The organism is Amycolatopsis bullii, from assembly GCF_014654205.1.
Lineage (GTDB): Bacteria > Actinomycetota > Actinomycetes > Mycobacteriales > Pseudonocardiaceae > Amycolatopsis > Amycolatopsis plumensis.
Genome location: NZ_BNAW01000043.1, coordinates 54,955 through 71,627, shown reverse-complemented (window position 1 = coordinate 71,627; position 16,673 = coordinate 54,955). Strand labels below are relative to the sequence as shown.

Sequence of the window (16,673 nt, the reverse complement as noted above, 5' to 3'; positions counted from 1 at the left end):
CTGCGCCGCCTGACGGCGCTTCCGAGCGGTCCGCTCAGCTCCACCCACTGTGTATCAGTTCCCTTCCGCGATACCCGAGTAGTCGTGCCCGGGTTCGCCCGAGTTCCCGCGACCTCGCGCCAGCCAGCCGTCGAGGGACAGCCAGGTGCGCGGGCGCGCCAGCAGCCAGACGGCCAGCAGCGCGAACCCCGTGTCGCGGAGGATCTCCTGCGGGTACTCGGTCTGCCCCGCCGCCACGTGCCCGCCCCCGCCGAAGCACCCGCAGTCGATGCTCAGGCCGCGCGCCCACGACTGGGCGATCCCGGCGATGAGCACGAGCAGCAGCCCCAGCGCGGCCGCGGCGGCCCACCGGGTCGCCAGGCCCGCGAGCAGCAGCAGCCCGAGCACGAGTTCGACGAGCGGCAGCGCGATGGCCACCACGTTTTCGAGTGCGTCCGGCAGCACCTCGTACGCCTGCACGGCGATCAGCGTCTGGCCGGGATCCGCCAGCTTGAGCGCACCGGAAACCAGCCAGACGGCCGCCAGCCCGAGCCGGGCGAGCGTGCCGACGGTGTTCAGCACGGGTTGGGACGGTCGCACCACGCACTTAGGCTAACGGGGGGACCTGAGAACAACGTGAGGCAGGACAGCAGCGGAGGGAGCGGCCGGATGCGGTGGCGCACGCTCCTCGGCTCGGCGTTGCTGCTGGTCACCGCGTCGGCGTGCGGCCCGAAGCACGTGTCGCCGAGCGACTCGCTCGTCACCCGGGCGAGTGCCACGGATCACCTGACCATCGGCATCCGGTTCGACGCGCCGGGGCTCTCGGAGCACACCATCGACGGCCGGTTCGTCGGGTTCGACGTCGATGTCGCGACTTTCGTCGCGAGTGAGCTCGGCGTCCCCGCGAAGGACATCACCTGGCGCGAGACGACGTCGGCGACGCGGGAGACGGACCTCACCTCCGGCGCCGTCGACCTGGTCGTGGCGAGCTATTCGATCACCGACAAGCGCAAGCAGGTCGTGTCGTTCGCCGGCCCGTACTTCACCACCGGCCAGGACCTGCTGGTGCGGCGGACGTCGGCCGACATCGCCGGGCCGGAGGCGCTCAACGGCCGCCGGCTGTGCTCGGTCACCGGATCGACACCGGCGCAGCAGGTGAAGGACAAGTACGCCCAGGCCGTCCAGCTGGTCGAGTACCCGCGGTACTCCGACTGCGTGACCGCCCTGCTCGCCGGGCAGATCGACGCGGTGACCACCGACGCGGTGATCCTGGCCGGTTACGTCGCCCGCGACCCGGAGCTGCTGAAGATCGTCGGGAAGCCGTTCTCGAAGGAGAGCTACGGCATCGGCCTGCGCAAGGACGACACGCAGGGGGTGTCCGCGGTCGACGACGCGATCCGGAAGATGATCTCCTCCGGCGAATGGCTACGCTCGCTCAACGCGAACATCGGCCCGTCCGGCTACCCGCTGCCCCCGCCCCCCGAGGTCACGTCGAAGTGAAGCTGCCCGACCTGCCGGTCCGGTCCGTGCTGCCCGACGTCGTCGCCGCGCTGGACGCCCGCGGTGCCGCGGTGCTCGTGGCGCCGCCCGGCACGGGGAAGACGACGCTGGTCCCGCTCGCGCTGGCGGAGGACGGCGGCCGGGTCGTGGTGGCCGAGCCGCGGCGGCTGGCGGCCCGCGCGGCGGCGGCGCGGATGGCCGCGCTGCTGGGCGAACCGGTCGGCGAGACCGTCGGGTACGCCGTGCGCGGCGACCGGAAGGTGTCCGCGCGGACCCGCATCGAGGTCGTGACGTCGGGGCTGCTGGTGCGGCGCGTGCAGGGCGACCCGGAACTGCCGGGCGTCTCGACGGTGCTGCTCGACGAGTGCCACGAGCGGCACCTGGACGCGGACCTGCTGCTCGCGCTGCTCCTGGACGTCCGGGCCGGGCTGCGCGAAGACCTGCGGCTGCTGGCGACGTCGGCGACGGTCGCGTCCGGGCGGCTCGCGGCCCTGCTCGGCGACGCCCCGGTGGTGACGGCCACGGCCCGGACCTACCCGGTGGAGTTCTCGTACGTCCCGCCCGCGCGCGGAGAACGCATCGAGGCCTGTGTCGCGCGGGCGGTGCGGACGGCGTTGTCCGACGGCGACGGCGATGTGCTGGCGTTCCTGCCCGGCGCCGCGGAGATCGCCCGCACTGCGGGACTGCTGCGGCAGTCCGAATTGGACGCTGTGGACGTGCTGCCGCTGCACGGCCGCTTGTCCGCGGCGCACCAGGACGACGCGCTGCGGCCGCGCGACCGGCGCCGGGTGGTGCTGGCGACGGCGGTGGCGGAGTCGAGCCTGACGGTGCCGGGCGTGCGCGCGGTGGTGGACTCGGGACTGGCGCGCGTGCCGCGGGTCGACCACCGGCGCGGCCTGCCGGGCCTGGCGACGGTGCGGGTTTCGGCCGCGGTGGCCGCGCAGCGATCCGGCCGTGCGGGGCGCGAGGCGCCGGGGCGGGCGTACCGCTGCTGGGCCGAGCACGAGCAGGCGACGCTCCCGGCGTACCCGGAGCCGGAGATCCGCACGGCCGAGCTGGCCCGGCTGGCCCTGGAGCTGGCCTGCTGGTCGACGCCGGACGGCAGCGGGCTGGCCTGGTGGGACCCGCCGGGCGAAGGCGCGCTGGCGGCGGCCCGGGCACTGCTGGTGACGCTGGGCGCGACGGACCCCGCGGGAGCGGTGACCCCGCGCGGGCGCCGGATGGCGGAGCTGGGCCTGCACCCCCGGCTGGCGCGGGCGTTGCTGGACGGGGCTTCGGAAGTGGGCGCGCGGAACGCCGCCGAAGTGGTGGCGCTGCTCGATGCCGGCGGAACGCTGACGGACGTGGCCGCGGAGCTGCGCCGCCTGCGCTCGGCGGGCGACGAGGGCGCGCGCCGCTGGAAGCGGGAGGCCGACCGCCTCGCCAAGCTCGTCACCGGTACGGGAAAGCCCGATCCCGCCCTCGTCGTCGCCTTGGCCCACCCCGAGCGGCTCGCCAAGCGGCGGCCCGGCGGCGCGCCCGTCTACCTCATGGCCGGCGGCACCGCCGCCGAACTGCCGCCCGGCAGCGGCCTCGACGCCGAGTGGCTGGCCATCGCCGAAGCCACCCGCGATCCCGGCCGCGTCCACGGCACCATCCGCCTCGCCGCGGCCGCCGACGAAGCACTGGCGGTCCGCGCCGGCACAGTGTCCGAAGTGGACGAAGTCACCTGGGACGGCGATGTGGTCGCCCGGCGGGTCCGCAAGCTCGGCGCCATCGTGCTGTCCGAGAAACCGCTGCGCGAAGCCGATGTCCGCGACGCCCTCGTCGCCGGCCTGAAGTCGGAGGGACTCGGCCTGCTCAAGTGGAGCCAGGACGCGACCCGCCTGCGCGAACGGATGGCGTTCCTGCACCGCGTCCTCGGCCCGCCGTGGCCCCCGGTCGACGACGCCGCCCTGCTGTCCGATGTGGACAGCTGGCTGGACCTCGGGGCCGCCCGCCGGAGGGCCGACCTGGCGGCGATCAACGCGGGCACCGCCCTGAAGGCCCTTCTCCCCTGGCCGGAAGCGGCGAAACTCGACGACCTCGCCCCGGACCGCCTCGAAGTGCCGTCGGGGTCGCACGTCCGCGTCGACTACCGCGGTGACCAGCCCGTCCTGGCCGTCAAGCTGCAGGAGACCTTCGGCTGGACCGAAACCCCGGTGCTCGCCGGCGTCCCGGTGGTGCTGCACCTGCTCTCGCCCGCCGGCCGCCCGGCCGCGATCACCGCCGACCTGGCGTCCTTCTGGACGTCCGGCTACCCGGCCGTGCGGGCCGACCTGCGCGGCCGCTACCCGAAGCACCCCTGGCCGGAGGACCCGGCCGCCGCCGTCCCGACCCGGCACACCCGCCGCCGCGGCTGATCCCCGGAATTGCCGGGCCGTAATCGATCTTCGCGGACCTCGGCCGCATTCCCGCACTGTATCGAAACGGTTCCCTTCGGTAACGTGGAACACCCCGCGCGCGACTTCGTGGGGCGGCGCGGGCGTGGGTCATCCGCGAAGAGGGAGGTACGGTGGCGACGGCGAGGGCGGGCGACCAGAGGGCCGGGAGCAGCCGGTGACCCGTGTCTTCCTCAGCTACACCGAGGCGGACGCCGCGGTCGCCGGCCGGGTCGCCGACCGGTTGCGTGCCTCGGGTCTCGAAGTCTTCCGCTGGGAGGATCCCGAAAACCAGGCCGAACGGTTCGTCGAGCGGCTCCAGACCGAAATCGAAATCGCCGACATCTTCGTCGCCCTGATTTCCCCGGCCGGTCTCGCTTCGACGTGGTGTGCCCGGGAACGCGATGTGGCTTTCCACCGCGAAGAACAGCTGAAGCGGCAATTCGTTTACGTCTTCGAAGTCGCCCCGACGAAGATCGACGGGACCGGGTTCCTGCGGACCTACGCCTGGGCCGACCTGAAGGAGCCGGTCGACGACCGCAAGCTGGGCCGGGCGCTGGCCGTGCTGGAACGGGACCGGCCGGCGCCCGCCGAAAGCGGCACCAACGGCACGCCGCCCAACGTCTTCCGCAACCGCACCGACGAGCTCACGCGCATCCGCACCACGCTGGGCACCACCGGAACGGACGACTTCTGGCTCGTCGTTTCGCCGCCGCGCATGGGGAAGTCGTGGTTCCTCCACCGGCTGCTGTGGGAGCTCAAGGAAGGCGACTGGCGGGCCCGGCTGATCGACCTGCGCAACCTCCCGGCCGGCCACCGCGCCGACTGGGCCAAGGTGCTATGCCAGCTCCTGGACGTGGCCGAGCCCGCCGGTCCCTTCACCGAGGAGGACCGCTACCGGGCCGCGGCGGCCGTCAGCAACCGCTCGTGCCGTCAGCTCTTCCTGCTCGACAGCGCCGAGCTGCTGGAACAGCCGGCCGCGCACCAGCTGCGCCGGGAGCTGACGGAGATCTACGAGCTCGTCGGCGATAGCGGCAACGAGAACACGCGGATGAGCGTGGTGGTCGGCACGCGCCGCCAGGACGAATGGCAGGGTTTCCGCAGTTCGGGTGGTTCGTCGGTGCTCTTCCAGTCCCTCCCGCTGACCGAGTTCACGGTGAGCGTCGTCCGGCAGGCCCTGCACGAGTTCAAGCGCAGCTTCGGCGCCGACCGGCTGAACCGCTGGGCCGAAGGGCTCCACCAGCTCAGCGAGGGCCTGCCCGCCCTGCTGGTCAAGGGCCTGCGGTGGGCGGAGGAGACGGCGTTCATGCGGCTCACCGACTGCGAGAACGGCCACCAGGGCGTCTTCGACACCGTCGCCCGCCCGTACATCAGCGAAGACCTGCTCGCCGCGGACAGCCTCCTGCCCTTCGGCGGCGACCGGCTCTCCGACCGCAAGACGGCCCTCGAGCTGACGTTGCGGGCGATCGTGCCCTACCGCATCTTCACGCAGTCCCACCTGCGTCACCACATCGAGCACGACGCCGAGCTCGCGGACGCGCTGCGGGCGGCGGGGTGGGACGAAACCGGGCTGTGGGAGGCGATGAGCCGGACCGCGCTGCTGGCGAGCCCGTCCGAAGAGCTGTGGCAGGTGCTCAACCCGCCGATCCGGCGGCTGCTGTACCGGTACTACCACCCGGACACGCCGGCGCGGCTCCGAGCGCACGTGGCGGCACGGGACTTCTACGAGAAGTGGGCGGTGACCCCCGCCGGTGTCGAACAGGGCGTCGTGCTGATCGAGTGCCTGTGGCACGAAACCACGAAGCTCCGCCTGGAGGAGCACCAGGACCTGCGGCCGAAGCTGCTGGCCGCCACGGTCGAGCTGGCGACGGCGTTCCGTCGGCCGGAGCGGTTCAGCCCGGCGGAGTTCAGCCGCTACGTCATGCAGAAGCTCGGTGCCGACTTCGAGTTCGCCTCGCTCCTGCGCCCGTACGAAGGCCTGTTCGACGACGTTGTCCGCACGCTCGGCGAAACCGTCTCCGGAGGTGGCTGATGCAGCCGACGCCCGTCACCGACTACGTGCCGCGCCGGGAGGAGCGGGAGCTCCTGGACCAGGTGGACCTGGTCCGCTCCAGCCGCCGCAGCAGCGTCCTGCTGGTCTACGGGGTCGGCGGGGTGGGCAAGACCCGGATGGTCCGGGCGCTGGCCGCCCTCGGCGGACCGGACCGCCGCACGCACTGGATCACCCCGATCGACATCGACGACTCGGAGTTCTGGCTGCTGGAGAACCTGCAGCGGGTGGTCGCCGAGGAGCTGGATCCCGGCCTGGACTTCTTCGGCCCCTTCCTCACCTACCTGTCCCAGCTGCCGCAGTACTCGGCCCGCCGGATCGGCCGGGACACCATCGCCAGCCACCACCGGCGCATGCGCGAGCTGTTCGTGCAGTGCTACACCGGCTTCGTCGAACAGACCGGCGCGACCGTGGTGATCACCTTGGACACGGTCGAGACGATCCGCAGCACCTACCTGCTGATCACGCTCACCCAGTGGATGCGCCGGCTCCCGGCCACCCTCTTCGTGCTGTCGGGGCGGCCCGCGACCGGCTGGGACGGCCGTGACCCCATCCGCGAACTCCTCGACGACCCCGGCAACCCGCTCCCGGTGGTCCAGCGGGAGCTTCGCGGCTTCGGCCACGACGACGCCATCGGGTTCCTCGACGCGAGCGTGCTCGGGGGCGCTCTCACCGGCGAGCAGAAGGAACGGCTGGCCGACCTGACCGCGGGCCACCCGCTCTGGCTCGCGCTCGCCGTCGACTACCTGCAGAAACGCGACCCACCCCCGGAGATGGCCGACGGCCGGCCGTGCGACGGTCCCCTGCGCGAGGCCTTCCGGCGCCGGCTGGTCACGCCCTACCGCAGCGCCGACTTCTGGTCGGAGGCCATCAAGCGGCTCGCGGTCGTCCGCCACAGCATCGACCAGCGGGTGTGGCGGCTCCTGATGGACGACCAGGACCTGCCCGACGGCGCCGAAGACTGGGACCAGGCGTGGCAGCAGCTGTGCCGGCGTCCGTGGATCCGCCGCCGGGCCAACGCCCGGTACGTCACCCTGCACGACGCCCTCGCCGAAGAGCTGTGCCTGCGGCTGGTCCCGCTGCACGACCAGGACGAGACGTGGCGCCACCTGATGTGGCGCAAGGCCTTCGCCGCCTACGAGAGCCTCGTCGGCGAAGAGTACGAGGCCGTGGTCGGCGAGCTGTCCACCGTGTTCGACACCGGCGACGAGCCCGACCACGCCGTCTTCCGCCGGGTCGCCGAGCTGGACATCCGGAAACGCGAGTTCGACCAGCTGCGCACCGCCGCGCTCTACTACCGGCTGCTGAGCGACTTCGAGTCCGGCACCGAGCTGTTCCTCGGCGCATTCAGCAGCGCCGCCTCCCAGCACGACCTGCACTTCCAGGAGCTGGCGTGCCACGAGCTCGAAAGGTTCCTGCCGCCGTCGTCGGAAACCGCGCCGCTGGAGGACGCGGTCGGGGTCGTCATCGAGCGGTTCCGCGCCTGGCTGGCCACGATGCCGCTGCGGTACCTCGACATCGGGATCAGGATCGCGCAGTTCCTCACCAACAGCGCGCAGTCCAGGGCTGCGCTGTCGCTGCTCGACCGGCTGCCGGAGGGGCAGGCCGACCCCGACCTGCGGTACCGGCTGGCCAACGAGCGCGGCAACGCCTGGATGGGCATCCCCGGGCAGGTCGAGGTGGCCAAGCACCACTTCGACCTGGCCCTGCGGCACGCGGGCGAGCTGCCCTCACCGGAACGCGAGCACCGGCAGGCCCAGGCGTACAAGGAACTCGGGTACTACACCAGGAACCTCGGCCGGTGGAAGCAGGCCGACGAGTACTACCAGCGGGCCTACGAGGTCATCGCCGCGGTCGTCGGGCCGGGCCGTCCGAGCGCCGACCGGGAGGAGCTCGCCTCCATCCAGGCGAACTGGGCGTACCTCAAGGCGCTGCACGGCCAGTACGACGACGCCCGCAACCTCATCGAAAGCGCGATCGCCGTGCGGCGGCGGCTGGGTTCGGACCACCAGCTCGCGGTCTCCCACAGCGTCTCGGGCGAAATCTACCGCTACGAACGCAAGTTCACCCTGGCGTGGGAATCGTACGCCCAGGCGGAGACCTGCTTTTCGACGCTGCGTAACTGGCCGTGGATCGGGATGATCCTCCAGGAACAGGCCATCTGCCTCTTCCAGGCCCACGAATCCGGCTACGAGCTGCTGCCCGACGCCGTCACCCAGGCCAAGCAGATCATCCTGCGCTCACTGGAGATCTGCCGCGACTACGCGATCAGGTGGTTTCCCTCCGCGCTCAACCGGGCCGGGCGGATCTTCGGCGACGACGACCCCGAAGCGGGCCTCGACTACCTGGACAAGTCCATCGCCGAGGCCACGAAGGTCGCCGACGGCTGGTTCGTCTCGGCCAGCCTCATCGAATACCTGGAACTGGTGTACCAGCTCTGGACCCGCACCCGGGAGCCGCGCTACCGTGCCCTGATCAAATCGCGCGTGGCGGACATCGAGCGGGCGATCGAGGAATACGACTACACCGATCTCGAGGCGCGCTGGGATCTGCTGCAGGGCCACCTGATCCTGCACGACAACCTCGACGGTGACACCTCGGAGACGCTCGACGTCGCGCTGACGCACTATTCCCTCGGCTTCCGCACCCTGGCGGACCGCCGCGTGGGATCGCACGGTGCCGCCGCGATCGCCAGCGAGTTCGAAAGATTCCACCAGTTGTTCTCCCGGCTGAGCACCGAAACGCAGGCGCGGTGGTACGCAAGATTGCGGGAGGACTGGTCCACGAAGAGCCGCTCGACGTCCTTACTGGCTCGGCTGGAGCAACTGTACTAAGCTCCGCCGCCTCCCGGCGGTACAAAAGCTACCCGCGTGTTCGGTGCCGTCCGGCCAGTGAGAGGGATCCGCGATGCATTCCAGCGACCAGCGCGCTGTGGCACTGTCCGGTTCGGACGTTCCGGGAGCGCACGAGCTGCTCGTCCACAGCTGCGAGGACTGCGCCTGCCCGCCGAGCGGCGGGAGTGCCGTCCGGACGGCGGCCGGATTGCCCGCCGGCCCGCTGGTGCGCGCGCGGGAGATCGTGGAATGCCCGGTCGACGGCGAGCACACCGCATTGTTCAACCCGGACGGGAACGGCGGGGTGCTGATCGTCAACCGGGCCGCCCACGCCCTTCTCGAGCTTTTCTCCACTCCGCGGGAGATCGGTGCGCTCGCGGCGGACGAATCGGCGGAAGCGGCCGCGCGTCACCTTTTCTCGCACGATCTGCTGCACCCGGCGGGCGCGCCGCCGGATCCCCGGTTCGCCGAAAGCCGGCAGCTGACCGCCTGGCTGCACGTCACGAACAAGTGCAACCTCAAGTGTCCCTACTGCTACGTCAGCAAGTCCGACGAAGGCATGACCCGGGACACCGGCCGGGATTCCGTGGACGCGCTCGTCCGCTCGGCGGTCCGGAACGGTTTTTCCGCACTGCGCCTCAAATACGCGGGCGGCGAGGCGAGCCTCAACGCCGACGTCCTGCTGGATCTGCACCAGTACGCCCGGGGTCGGTGCGACGCGGCCGGGTTGACGCTGAGCGCGGTGCTGCTCAGCAACGGCGTCGCGATCAACCGGCGCCTGGCGGCCGCCCTCACCGAGCACGGCATCGGGGTGATGATCTCCCTCGACGGCATCGGGGAGGCGCACGACGCCCAGCGCCCCACGGTGGGCGGGCACCGCTCGTCGCACCTCGTGGTCCGCACGATCGGACGGCTGCTCGAGGCCGGGGTGCGGCCGCACATCTCGATCACCATCACGAGCCGGAACGTCGACGCGATCGGCCCGGTCGTCCGGTTCGCGCTCGAGCGGGACCTCACGTTCAGCTTCAACTTCTTCCGGGACAACGACTGCTCGGCCGCCGTGGCCGACCTCCGCTTCGAAGAGCAGGCGATGCTCGCGGGCCTGGAATCGGCGTTCGCGGAGATCGAAGAGAACCTGCCGCGGTGGAGCGTCCTCGGCTGCGTGCTGGACCGGGGCCAGCTGCTCGCGCCCCGCCGCCGCGCCTGCGGCGTCGGCGACGACTACGTCGTGATCGACCAGCGCGGGCAGATCGCGAAGTGCCACATGGAAATCTCCGACACCATCGGCGACGTCCGGACCACCGACCCGGTGCTTGCCGTCCGCACCGACCCGCGCGGAATCCGGAACCTGCTCGTCGAGGACAAGCAGGGTTGCCGCGACTGCACGTGGCGCCACTGGTGTTCCGGCGGGTGCGCGGCGGCCACCTTCCGGGCGACCGGCCGGTTCGACGTCCGCTCGCCGAACTGCGCCATCTACCGGACCATTTACCCGCAAGCCGTGCGTCTGGAAGGATTGCGGCTGCTGAAGTACGCGGCCCGCTGACAGGGAGGTCCCGATGGGCGAGGGGGTTCCCGGGCCGGGACTGGCGCTGGCCGACGCCTCCTACGACTGGTACCGGTCGCACGCCATCCGCTCGCGGCGGTGGTACAAGGCGACCGAGGTGGCGATGATCGCGTTGTCCGCCAGCATTCCCGTGATCGCCGCGATCAACCCGGCGAGCACGGTGGTGCTGGCCGTCATCGGCGCGGTGCTCGTCGTCGGTTCGGGCCTGCGGTCGGTGTTCCACTGGCAGGACAACTACCTCCGGTACAGCGCCGCCCGCGAAGCGATCGACGCCGAGCGGCGGCTCTACCACATCGGCGCGGAACCGTACGCCGATCCGGCGGCCCGCGAAGAAGCCCTCGTCCGCGCGGTCACGCGCATCGAGCAGGGCGAGATGAACAGCTGGGTGAAGCTGGCCGAGGAGAAGCCCCGGACCTGAAACCCTGCCGAAAGTCGGGGGCGGCCCGCGACCGTCGTCCGATGCCCGCGCACCCCCGCGGGCCGCAGACTTCGAGGCATGATCACACTCAGGGGACTCACCAAGCGCTACGGGGAGAAAACCGTCGTCGACGCGCTCACCTGCGACGTCGCGCCCGGCCAGGTGACCGGCTTCCTCGGTCCCAACGGGGCCGGGAAGTCGACGACCATGCGGATGACCGTCGGGCTCGACCACCCGCAGGCGGGTGAAGTCCTGGTCGGCGGGAAGCGGTACGCCGAGCTGCGGCACCCGCTGCGCGAGGTGGGGGCGCTGCTCGACGCCAAGGCCCTGCACCCGGGCCGCAGCGCCGGGAAGCACCTGCTGGCCATGGCCCGCAGCAACGGCATCGCGGCGAGCCGCGTCGAGGAGGTCCTGGCGACGGTCGGGCTGTCCGACGTCGCCGGCAAACGGGCCGGCCAGTTCTCCCTCGGCATGGGACAGCGGCTGGGCATCGCGGGCGCGCTGCTGGGTGACCCGGGGGTGCTGCTGTTCGACGAGCCGGTCAACGGCCTCGACCCGGACGGCGTCCGCTGGGTGCGGCAGCTGATGCGGTCGCTGGCGGCCGAGGGGCGGACGGTGTTCGTCTCCAGCCACCTGATGAGCGAGATGCAGCTGACCGCCGACCACCTGGTGGTGATCGGCAAGGGCAAGCTGCTGGCCGATGCCCCGGTGGCGGAGTTCATCGCGGGCAATTCCCGCACCACGGTCTCGGTCCGCGTCCCGGCCGACGGCGAGCGCGACGCGCTGGACGCGCGGCTGCGTGCCGAAGGCGGCCTGACGCACCCGGGCGAGCCGGGCGAACTGGTGGTGGACGGCGTCGCCGTCACCCGTGTCGGCGACCTCGTGCACGAGCTCGGGATCCGCGTGCACGGACTCGCCGAGCGGACGGCGTCGCTCGAGCAGGCGTACATGGAACTGACGGCTTCTTCGGTGGAATACGGGGTTTCGGCATGACGGCGACGGTGGAAGTGCGCGGCGGCGGCCTGCCGGGCGCGGTGGCGTCCGAGTGGACGAAGTTCTGGTCGGTCCGGGCGACCTGGTGGTGCCTGGTGGCGGGAACGGCCCTGATGCTGTTCTACGGAACGCTGTCGGCGATCGCCCAGCGCATCGGCGACCAGCCCCAGGGCGCCCACACGATCGCCCTGGGCGGCGGCTTCTACCTGACCCAGTTCGCGGTGATCGCGCTGGCCACGCTGTTCGTGACGAGCGAATACGCGGGCGGGGGCATCCGGTCGACGCTGCTGTGGACCCCGGTCCGCCCCCGGGTGGTCCTGGCGAAGGCGGCGGTGCTGGCACCGGTCCTGTTCGCGTACGGCGTGCTCCTGTCGTGCGCGGGAATGGCACTGGCGACCGCGGTGATGAACGGCCACGGCCTGCCGACGTCGTTCGAGGCGGGCTTCACGACGGCGTCCGGCATGGGCGGCTATTTCGCGCTGCTGGGCTTGCTGTGCACGGGAATCGGCTGGGCGTTGCGCAGCGCGGCCGGGACGCTGGTGTCGGTGATCGTGCTGCTGGTCCCGCTGCCGCTGATCGTGGCCTCGCTGGGCCTGCCGGAGGCGATGCCGTACTTCCCGGGCATCGCGGGCGTGAACGCCATGGTCGAGGCGGGCCAACCCAACCCGATCACGATGACGGCGGCGCCGTATGCCCCTTGGGCGGGGCTGCTGATCTGTGCGGCTTGGGCAGCGGGGGCACTGCTGGCGGGGACGGCGGTCCTGCGCCGCCGGGACGCCTGAGCCCCAGCGGGAATCCGGAATTGTCGGTGCCCTCCGGTAGCGTGGAAAACGGGGGGCGCCCCCGCGGGGGTCGGCCCGAATCACGCCACGCCGATCCCCGCGAGAATCTCCCCGGCGCTCTCGACCAGCTCCTCCAAGCCGGGCGGCGCCAGCGATCCCGTCCCGGCCAGCGCCCCGAAGATCGTCCCCTCCATCCAGTCCACCACGATCTTCGCGTGCCGCTCGGGAGCTGACGACCCCGCCGCCTCCAGCGCCGAAGCCGCGAGGCGGCGGATCTGCAAGCCCCCCTCGTCGTACACCGCCCGCAACTCCGGCCGCCGCGTCGCCTCCAGCGCGAACTCATACCGCGCCAGCATCCGCGTCCGGCCCGAAGTGATCGCTTCGTACGCATACCCCGCCACGAACTCCGCCAGCGACGCCGACGGCCGCGAAACCGGCTGGTCCAGGGCCACGATCCGGGCGATCGCCAGCTCCAGCAGCGCCGCCCGCGTGCGCGCGTAGTACGACGTCGATCCCACCGGCAGGCCCGCCGCCCGGTCCACCGCCCGGTGGGTCAGCCCGCGCATGCCGTCGGCCGCGATCACCGAGATCGCTGCGTCGGCGATCACCTCGATCCGCTCCACGGACCGCACTCTACAGGTGTAGAGTCCTCTACATCTGTAGAGGAGGACGTCATGCAGGCGACAGTGATCGGCGGCGGTATCGGCGGACTGGCGGCGGCCGCGGGGCTGCACCGGGTCGGCTGGACGGTCACCGTCCTGGAGAAAGCACCCGAGTCCGGCGACGTCGGCGCCGGGATCTCGCTCTGGCCGAACGCCCTGCGCAGCCTCGACGAACTCGGCGTCGACCTCGGGGACCGCCTGGCCGTGCAGACCGAAGGCGGGTTCCGCGACCGGCGCGGCCGCCGGATCACCCGCTTCGACGCCGCCGAGTTCGAACGACGGCACGGGCGGCCGCTCGGCGCGATCCACCGGCGGGACCTCATCGCCGCCCTCCGCGACGCGATTCCCGCCGAAAGCCTGCGCACCGGCGAAGAAGTCACCGAAGTCCGCGAAGACGGCCTGGTCCGCACAGGCCGCGAAGAACTGCGCGCCGACCTCGTCGTCGCGGCCGACGGCATCCACAGCCCGGTCCGCCACGCGCTCTTCCCGCGGCACCCGGAGCCGGTGTACTCGGGCAGCACGGCGTTCCGCGGTGTCGCGCACCTGCCCGGCACCCGGCTGAGCACCAGCTTCGACCGCGGCACCGAGATCGGTGTCCTGCCGCTGACCGGCGGCGACGTCTACTGGTGGATCTCCACCCTCGCCGCCCCCGGCACCCGCCGAGCCGACCTGCGCCACGCCTTCGAGAACTGGCACGACCCGATCCCGGCGCTCCTGGCCGCCACCCCGCCGGAAGCCGTCCTGCACCACGACCTCCACTACCTCGGCACGCCGCTGCCGGCCTACACGCGCGGCCGGATCGCGCTGCTCGGTGACGCCGCCCACGCCATGCCACCGTTCCTCGGGCAAGGCGGCTGCCAGGCCATCGAGGACGCCGTCGTGCTCGCCCACGCCGTGTCCACCCAGGACCTGGACACCGCCCTCGCGAGCTACGACCGGCAGCGACGGCCTCGCAGCCAGCAGGTCGTCCGGGAGTCGGTCCGGATGGGCAAGCTCGGGCCGCAGCTGACCAACCCGGTCGCCACCACCCTGCGCACGGCCGTGCTGAAGTGCCTGCCGGCCACGGCCACCGCCCGCGTCGGCGCGGGGATCACGGGGTGGACGCCGCCGCGTCTCCCCCGACCAGTCCCGCCTCGTACGCCGTGATCGCCGCCTGCACCCGGTTCTTCGCGCCGAGCCGGGTCAGGATGGTGCTCACGTGCGCCTTCACCGTGCCCTCGACGACGAACATCTTCGCCGCGATGTCCGCATTGGACAGTCCGGAACCCAGCAGGGTCAGCACTTCGCGCTCGCGCGGAGTCAGCGCGCTGATCCGCTCGCGGGCCGCGGCGGCGCGCGCCAGCTGCCCGCCGGAGAGCCGGGCGATCACCCGCTGCGCCACCTTCGGCGAGAGGAACGCGGCCCCGCCGGCGACGGCGTGGATGCCGGCCAGCAGCTCGCGCGGGTCGCCCGACTTCAGCAGGAAGCCGCCGGCGCCGAGGCCGAGGGCGCGCTCGATGTAGTCGTCCTCGCCGAACGTGGTCAGCATGATCACGCCGGTCGCGGGCAGCAGCCGCCGGATCTCGGCGGCCGCGCCCAGGCCGTCCAGGCCGGGCATGCGGATGTCCAGCAGCACGACGTCGGGGTGCGTGGCGAGGACCTGCGAGACCGCTTCCCGGCCGTCGGCGGCTTCGGCGACGACCTCGATCCCGGAGTCCGCGGCGAGGATCGCCGCCACCCCCGCGCGCATCATCGCTTCGTCGTCGGCCAGCACGACCCTGATCACGATGCCCCCTCGGCGAACCTGTCCTTGGCGACCAGTCTCCCATCGGCGAAACACAGCCGGTAGGCGGCGTAGTCGTTGTCGAGCCACGATCTTCCCGTGCCGTAGTACTCGCAGACGACACCGGGCACGGCCGGCAGCGGCGGCTCGCCCCGCACCGGCCGCGCGATGCGCTGGTTCCCCGGCAGCTGCGGCGCCACCTCGGCCCGCGGCTGCCCGATCCGCAGCCGGTCGTAGACGCCGGACGGCAGCTCCGACGAATTCCACTGGTAGAGGAACGCGATCCCGGCGATCGCGAGCACCACCGCGAACAGCCCGAGCGGGACGGCGACCGCCTGGACCAGGCTGCGGCGCACGTCCCGCCGGGCCAGTTCGAGCGCCCGCGCCGACGTCGACTGCCCGTCCTCGTCATCCGCCGCGGCATCCGGCTCGGCCGGGCCGGCCCCGTGGGGCAGCGTCGCGGTGACGGCGAACCCACCGGCGTCGGGGCCGGCCCGCAGCGTGCCGCCGACGAGCCGGACGCGCTCGCGCAGGCCGATCAGCCCGACGTGCCCGGACGCGGCACCGGGCAGCGGCCCGGCGGGCGGCGGCGCGTTGACCACGCTGACGTCGGTCCGCGCACCGGTGCTGGTCACCCGGACGGTGACAGCGGCGCCCGGCGCGTGCTTCGCCACGTTCGTCAGGGCTTCCTGCACCACCCGGTAAGCGGCGCGGGCGACCATCGGGGGCGCGCCGTCGGTGTCCACTGTGGACTCGATCAGCAACCCGGACGCCCGCGCCCGGCCGATCAGCTCGCCGAGGTCGCCCTGCACCGGTTCCACCGGCGCGGCGTCCTCGCGCAGCACGCCGATGATCTCGCGCAGCCGCTCGGTCGCGGTCGCGGCGCTGGTCCGCAGCTGCGCGGCGGCGTCGCGCTGCGCGTCGTCGAGCCCGCTCGCGACCTCCAGCGCGGCCGCGCGGACGGCGATCAGGCTCAGCTCGTGCCCCAGCGAGTCGTGCATGTCGCTGGCGATCCGCGCGCGCTCGCGCAGCCGGGCCTGCTCGGCGACCAGCCGCTGCCTGCTCTCCATCTCCTCGGCCCGGCGCCAGCCGGTGCGGGCGAGCTCGCCGCGGACCCGGATGTACCGGCCGAGCAGCCACGGCGACAGCCCGGCGAAGACGAGCATCGCGACCATCTGCGCCCAGTCCCCCAGGCCGTCCGGGCCGAATGCGAGCGCGAGCGGAAGCCCGAGGACCGTGCAAGCCACGCCGGTCAGGATCCCCGGACGGGCCCGCGGCATCCGCAGCCCGGCCTGGTAGCTCATCGCGACCAGCACGAAGATCACCCACGCGGGCACGTGGTCGCCGAGGGGGAACGGCACAGCCAGCGTCCCGGCCAGCGCGATGCCGAGCGAGACGGCCGGGTACCGCCGGGCGGTCACGACCGAGCCGGCCACGACCGCGAGACCGCCGGCCAGCTCCCAGTACGACCGGGTGCCCAGCGTGCCCGCGACGACGATGAACGCGAGGAACACCCCGAGGGCGACGTCGAGCGCCACCTGCCACCTGCGCTTCGTCACCGTCCGCACGGGTTCGACGCTACAAGGCGTGACCACGGCCGGGCCACTGCCGAAAGTCACCCTTCCCCGCGCCAGAGCAGTGCTCTCGAAGTTGAGCGGCGCGCGCCGGTCACCCGAGAGCGGTGCTCACGACAGCGAGCAGCGCTTCCCCGTCCAGTCGCGCCGACACGG

General features: G+C 72.4%; 13 protein-coding genes. 9 read left to right on the top strand and 4 right to left on the bottom strand.

The window, feature by feature from the left end:
* Window positions 1-54 precede the first annotated feature (54 nt).
* Window positions 55-561, bottom strand: a complete 507-nt coding sequence (locus IE317_RS33945; protein ID WP_191315472.1) for a MauE/DoxX family redox-associated membrane protein — start codon at window positions 559-561, stop codon at window positions 55-57.
* An 87-nt stretch (window positions 562-648) separates the two neighbouring features.
* Here IE317_RS33945 and IE317_RS33940 point away from each other — a divergent pair, with 87 nt between their 5' ends.
* The 8 genes from IE317_RS33940 (at window position 649) to IE317_RS33905 (ending at window position 12,519) form a co-directional block, all read left to right on the top strand.
* Entirely contained in the window at window positions 649-1,479 is an 831-nt protein-coding gene (locus IE317_RS33940) for a glutamate ABC transporter substrate-binding protein (RefSeq protein ID WP_191315455.1), read from the top strand.
* Window positions 1,476-3,860, top strand: coding sequence for an ATP-dependent helicase HrpB (gene hrpB, locus IE317_RS33935; RefSeq protein WP_191315454.1), 2,385 nt, complete (start codon window positions 1,476-1,478; stop codon window positions 3,858-3,860). The genes IE317_RS33940 and hrpB overlap by 4 nt, the downstream gene beginning before the upstream one ends.
* A 196-nt stretch (window positions 3,861-4,056) precedes the next feature.
* Window positions 4,057-5,910: a TIR domain-containing protein gene (locus IE317_RS33930; protein ID WP_191315453.1), complete on the top strand. Its 1,854-nt coding sequence runs from the start codon at window positions 4,057-4,059 to the stop codon at window positions 5,908-5,910.
* The gene (locus tag IE317_RS33925) at window positions 5,910-8,762 is read left to right on the top strand and encodes a tetratricopeptide repeat protein (protein WP_191315452.1); all 2,853 of its coding nucleotides are present in this window, start codon (window positions 5,910-5,912) and stop codon (window positions 8,760-8,762) included. The genes IE317_RS33930 and IE317_RS33925 overlap by 1 nt, the downstream gene beginning before the upstream one ends.
* Before the next feature lie 73 nt (window positions 8,763-8,835).
* Window positions 8,836-10,305: a radical SAM/SPASM domain-containing protein gene (locus tag IE317_RS33920; RefSeq protein WP_191315451.1), complete on the top strand. Its 1,470-nt coding sequence runs from the start codon at window positions 8,836-8,838 to the stop codon at window positions 10,303-10,305.
* A gap of 13 nt (window positions 10,306-10,318) precedes the next feature.
* On the top strand, window positions 10,319-10,744 hold the full coding sequence (locus tag IE317_RS33915; protein WP_191315450.1) for a DUF4231 domain-containing protein: 426 nt from the start codon (window positions 10,319-10,321) through the stop codon (window positions 10,742-10,744).
* A 78-nt stretch (window positions 10,745-10,822) separates the two neighbouring features.
* Window positions 10,823-11,737 (top strand): ATP-binding cassette domain-containing protein, encoded by a 915-nt coding sequence (locus IE317_RS33910; RefSeq protein ID WP_191315449.1) that lies wholly within the window; start codon window positions 10,823-10,825, stop codon window positions 11,735-11,737.
* Window positions 11,734-12,519 carry an ABC transporter permease gene (locus IE317_RS33905; RefSeq protein ID WP_191315448.1) on the top strand — a complete coding sequence of 262 codons (786 nt, stop codon included), beginning with the start codon at window positions 11,734-11,736 and terminating at the stop codon, window positions 12,517-12,519. The genes IE317_RS33910 and IE317_RS33905 overlap by 4 nt, the downstream gene beginning before the upstream one ends.
* An 80-nt stretch (window positions 12,520-12,599) precedes the next feature.
* Here the strand turns inward: IE317_RS33905 and IE317_RS33900 are convergent, their stop codons facing one another.
* On the bottom strand, window positions 12,600-13,142 hold the full coding sequence (locus IE317_RS33900) for a TetR/AcrR family transcriptional regulator (protein ID WP_229903051.1): 543 nt from the start codon (window positions 13,140-13,142) through the stop codon (window positions 12,600-12,602).
* Window positions 13,143-13,193: 51 nt separating this feature from the next.
* Between IE317_RS33900 and IE317_RS33895 the strand changes: the two genes are divergently transcribed.
* Window positions 13,194-14,327: an FAD-dependent monooxygenase gene (locus IE317_RS33895; protein WP_229903050.1), complete on the top strand. Its 1,134-nt coding sequence runs from the start codon at window positions 13,194-13,196 to the stop codon at window positions 14,325-14,327.
* Here the strand turns inward: IE317_RS33895 and IE317_RS33890 are convergent.
* Both IE317_RS33890 and IE317_RS33885 read right to left on the bottom strand, forming a co-directional pair.
* The gene (locus tag IE317_RS33890; RefSeq protein WP_191315447.1) at window positions 14,272-14,946 is read right to left on the bottom strand and encodes a response regulator transcription factor; all 675 of its coding nucleotides are present in this window, start codon (window positions 14,944-14,946) and stop codon (window positions 14,272-14,274) included. The two genes, IE317_RS33895 and IE317_RS33890, sit on opposite strands and share 56 nt — an antisense overlap.
* Window positions 14,943-16,511, bottom strand: coding sequence for a sensor histidine kinase (locus IE317_RS33885; protein ID WP_191315446.1), 1,569 nt, complete (start codon window positions 16,509-16,511; stop codon window positions 14,943-14,945). Before IE317_RS33885 ends, IE317_RS33890 begins: the two co-directional genes overlap by 4 nt.
* Window positions 16,512-16,673 lie beyond the last annotated feature (162 nt).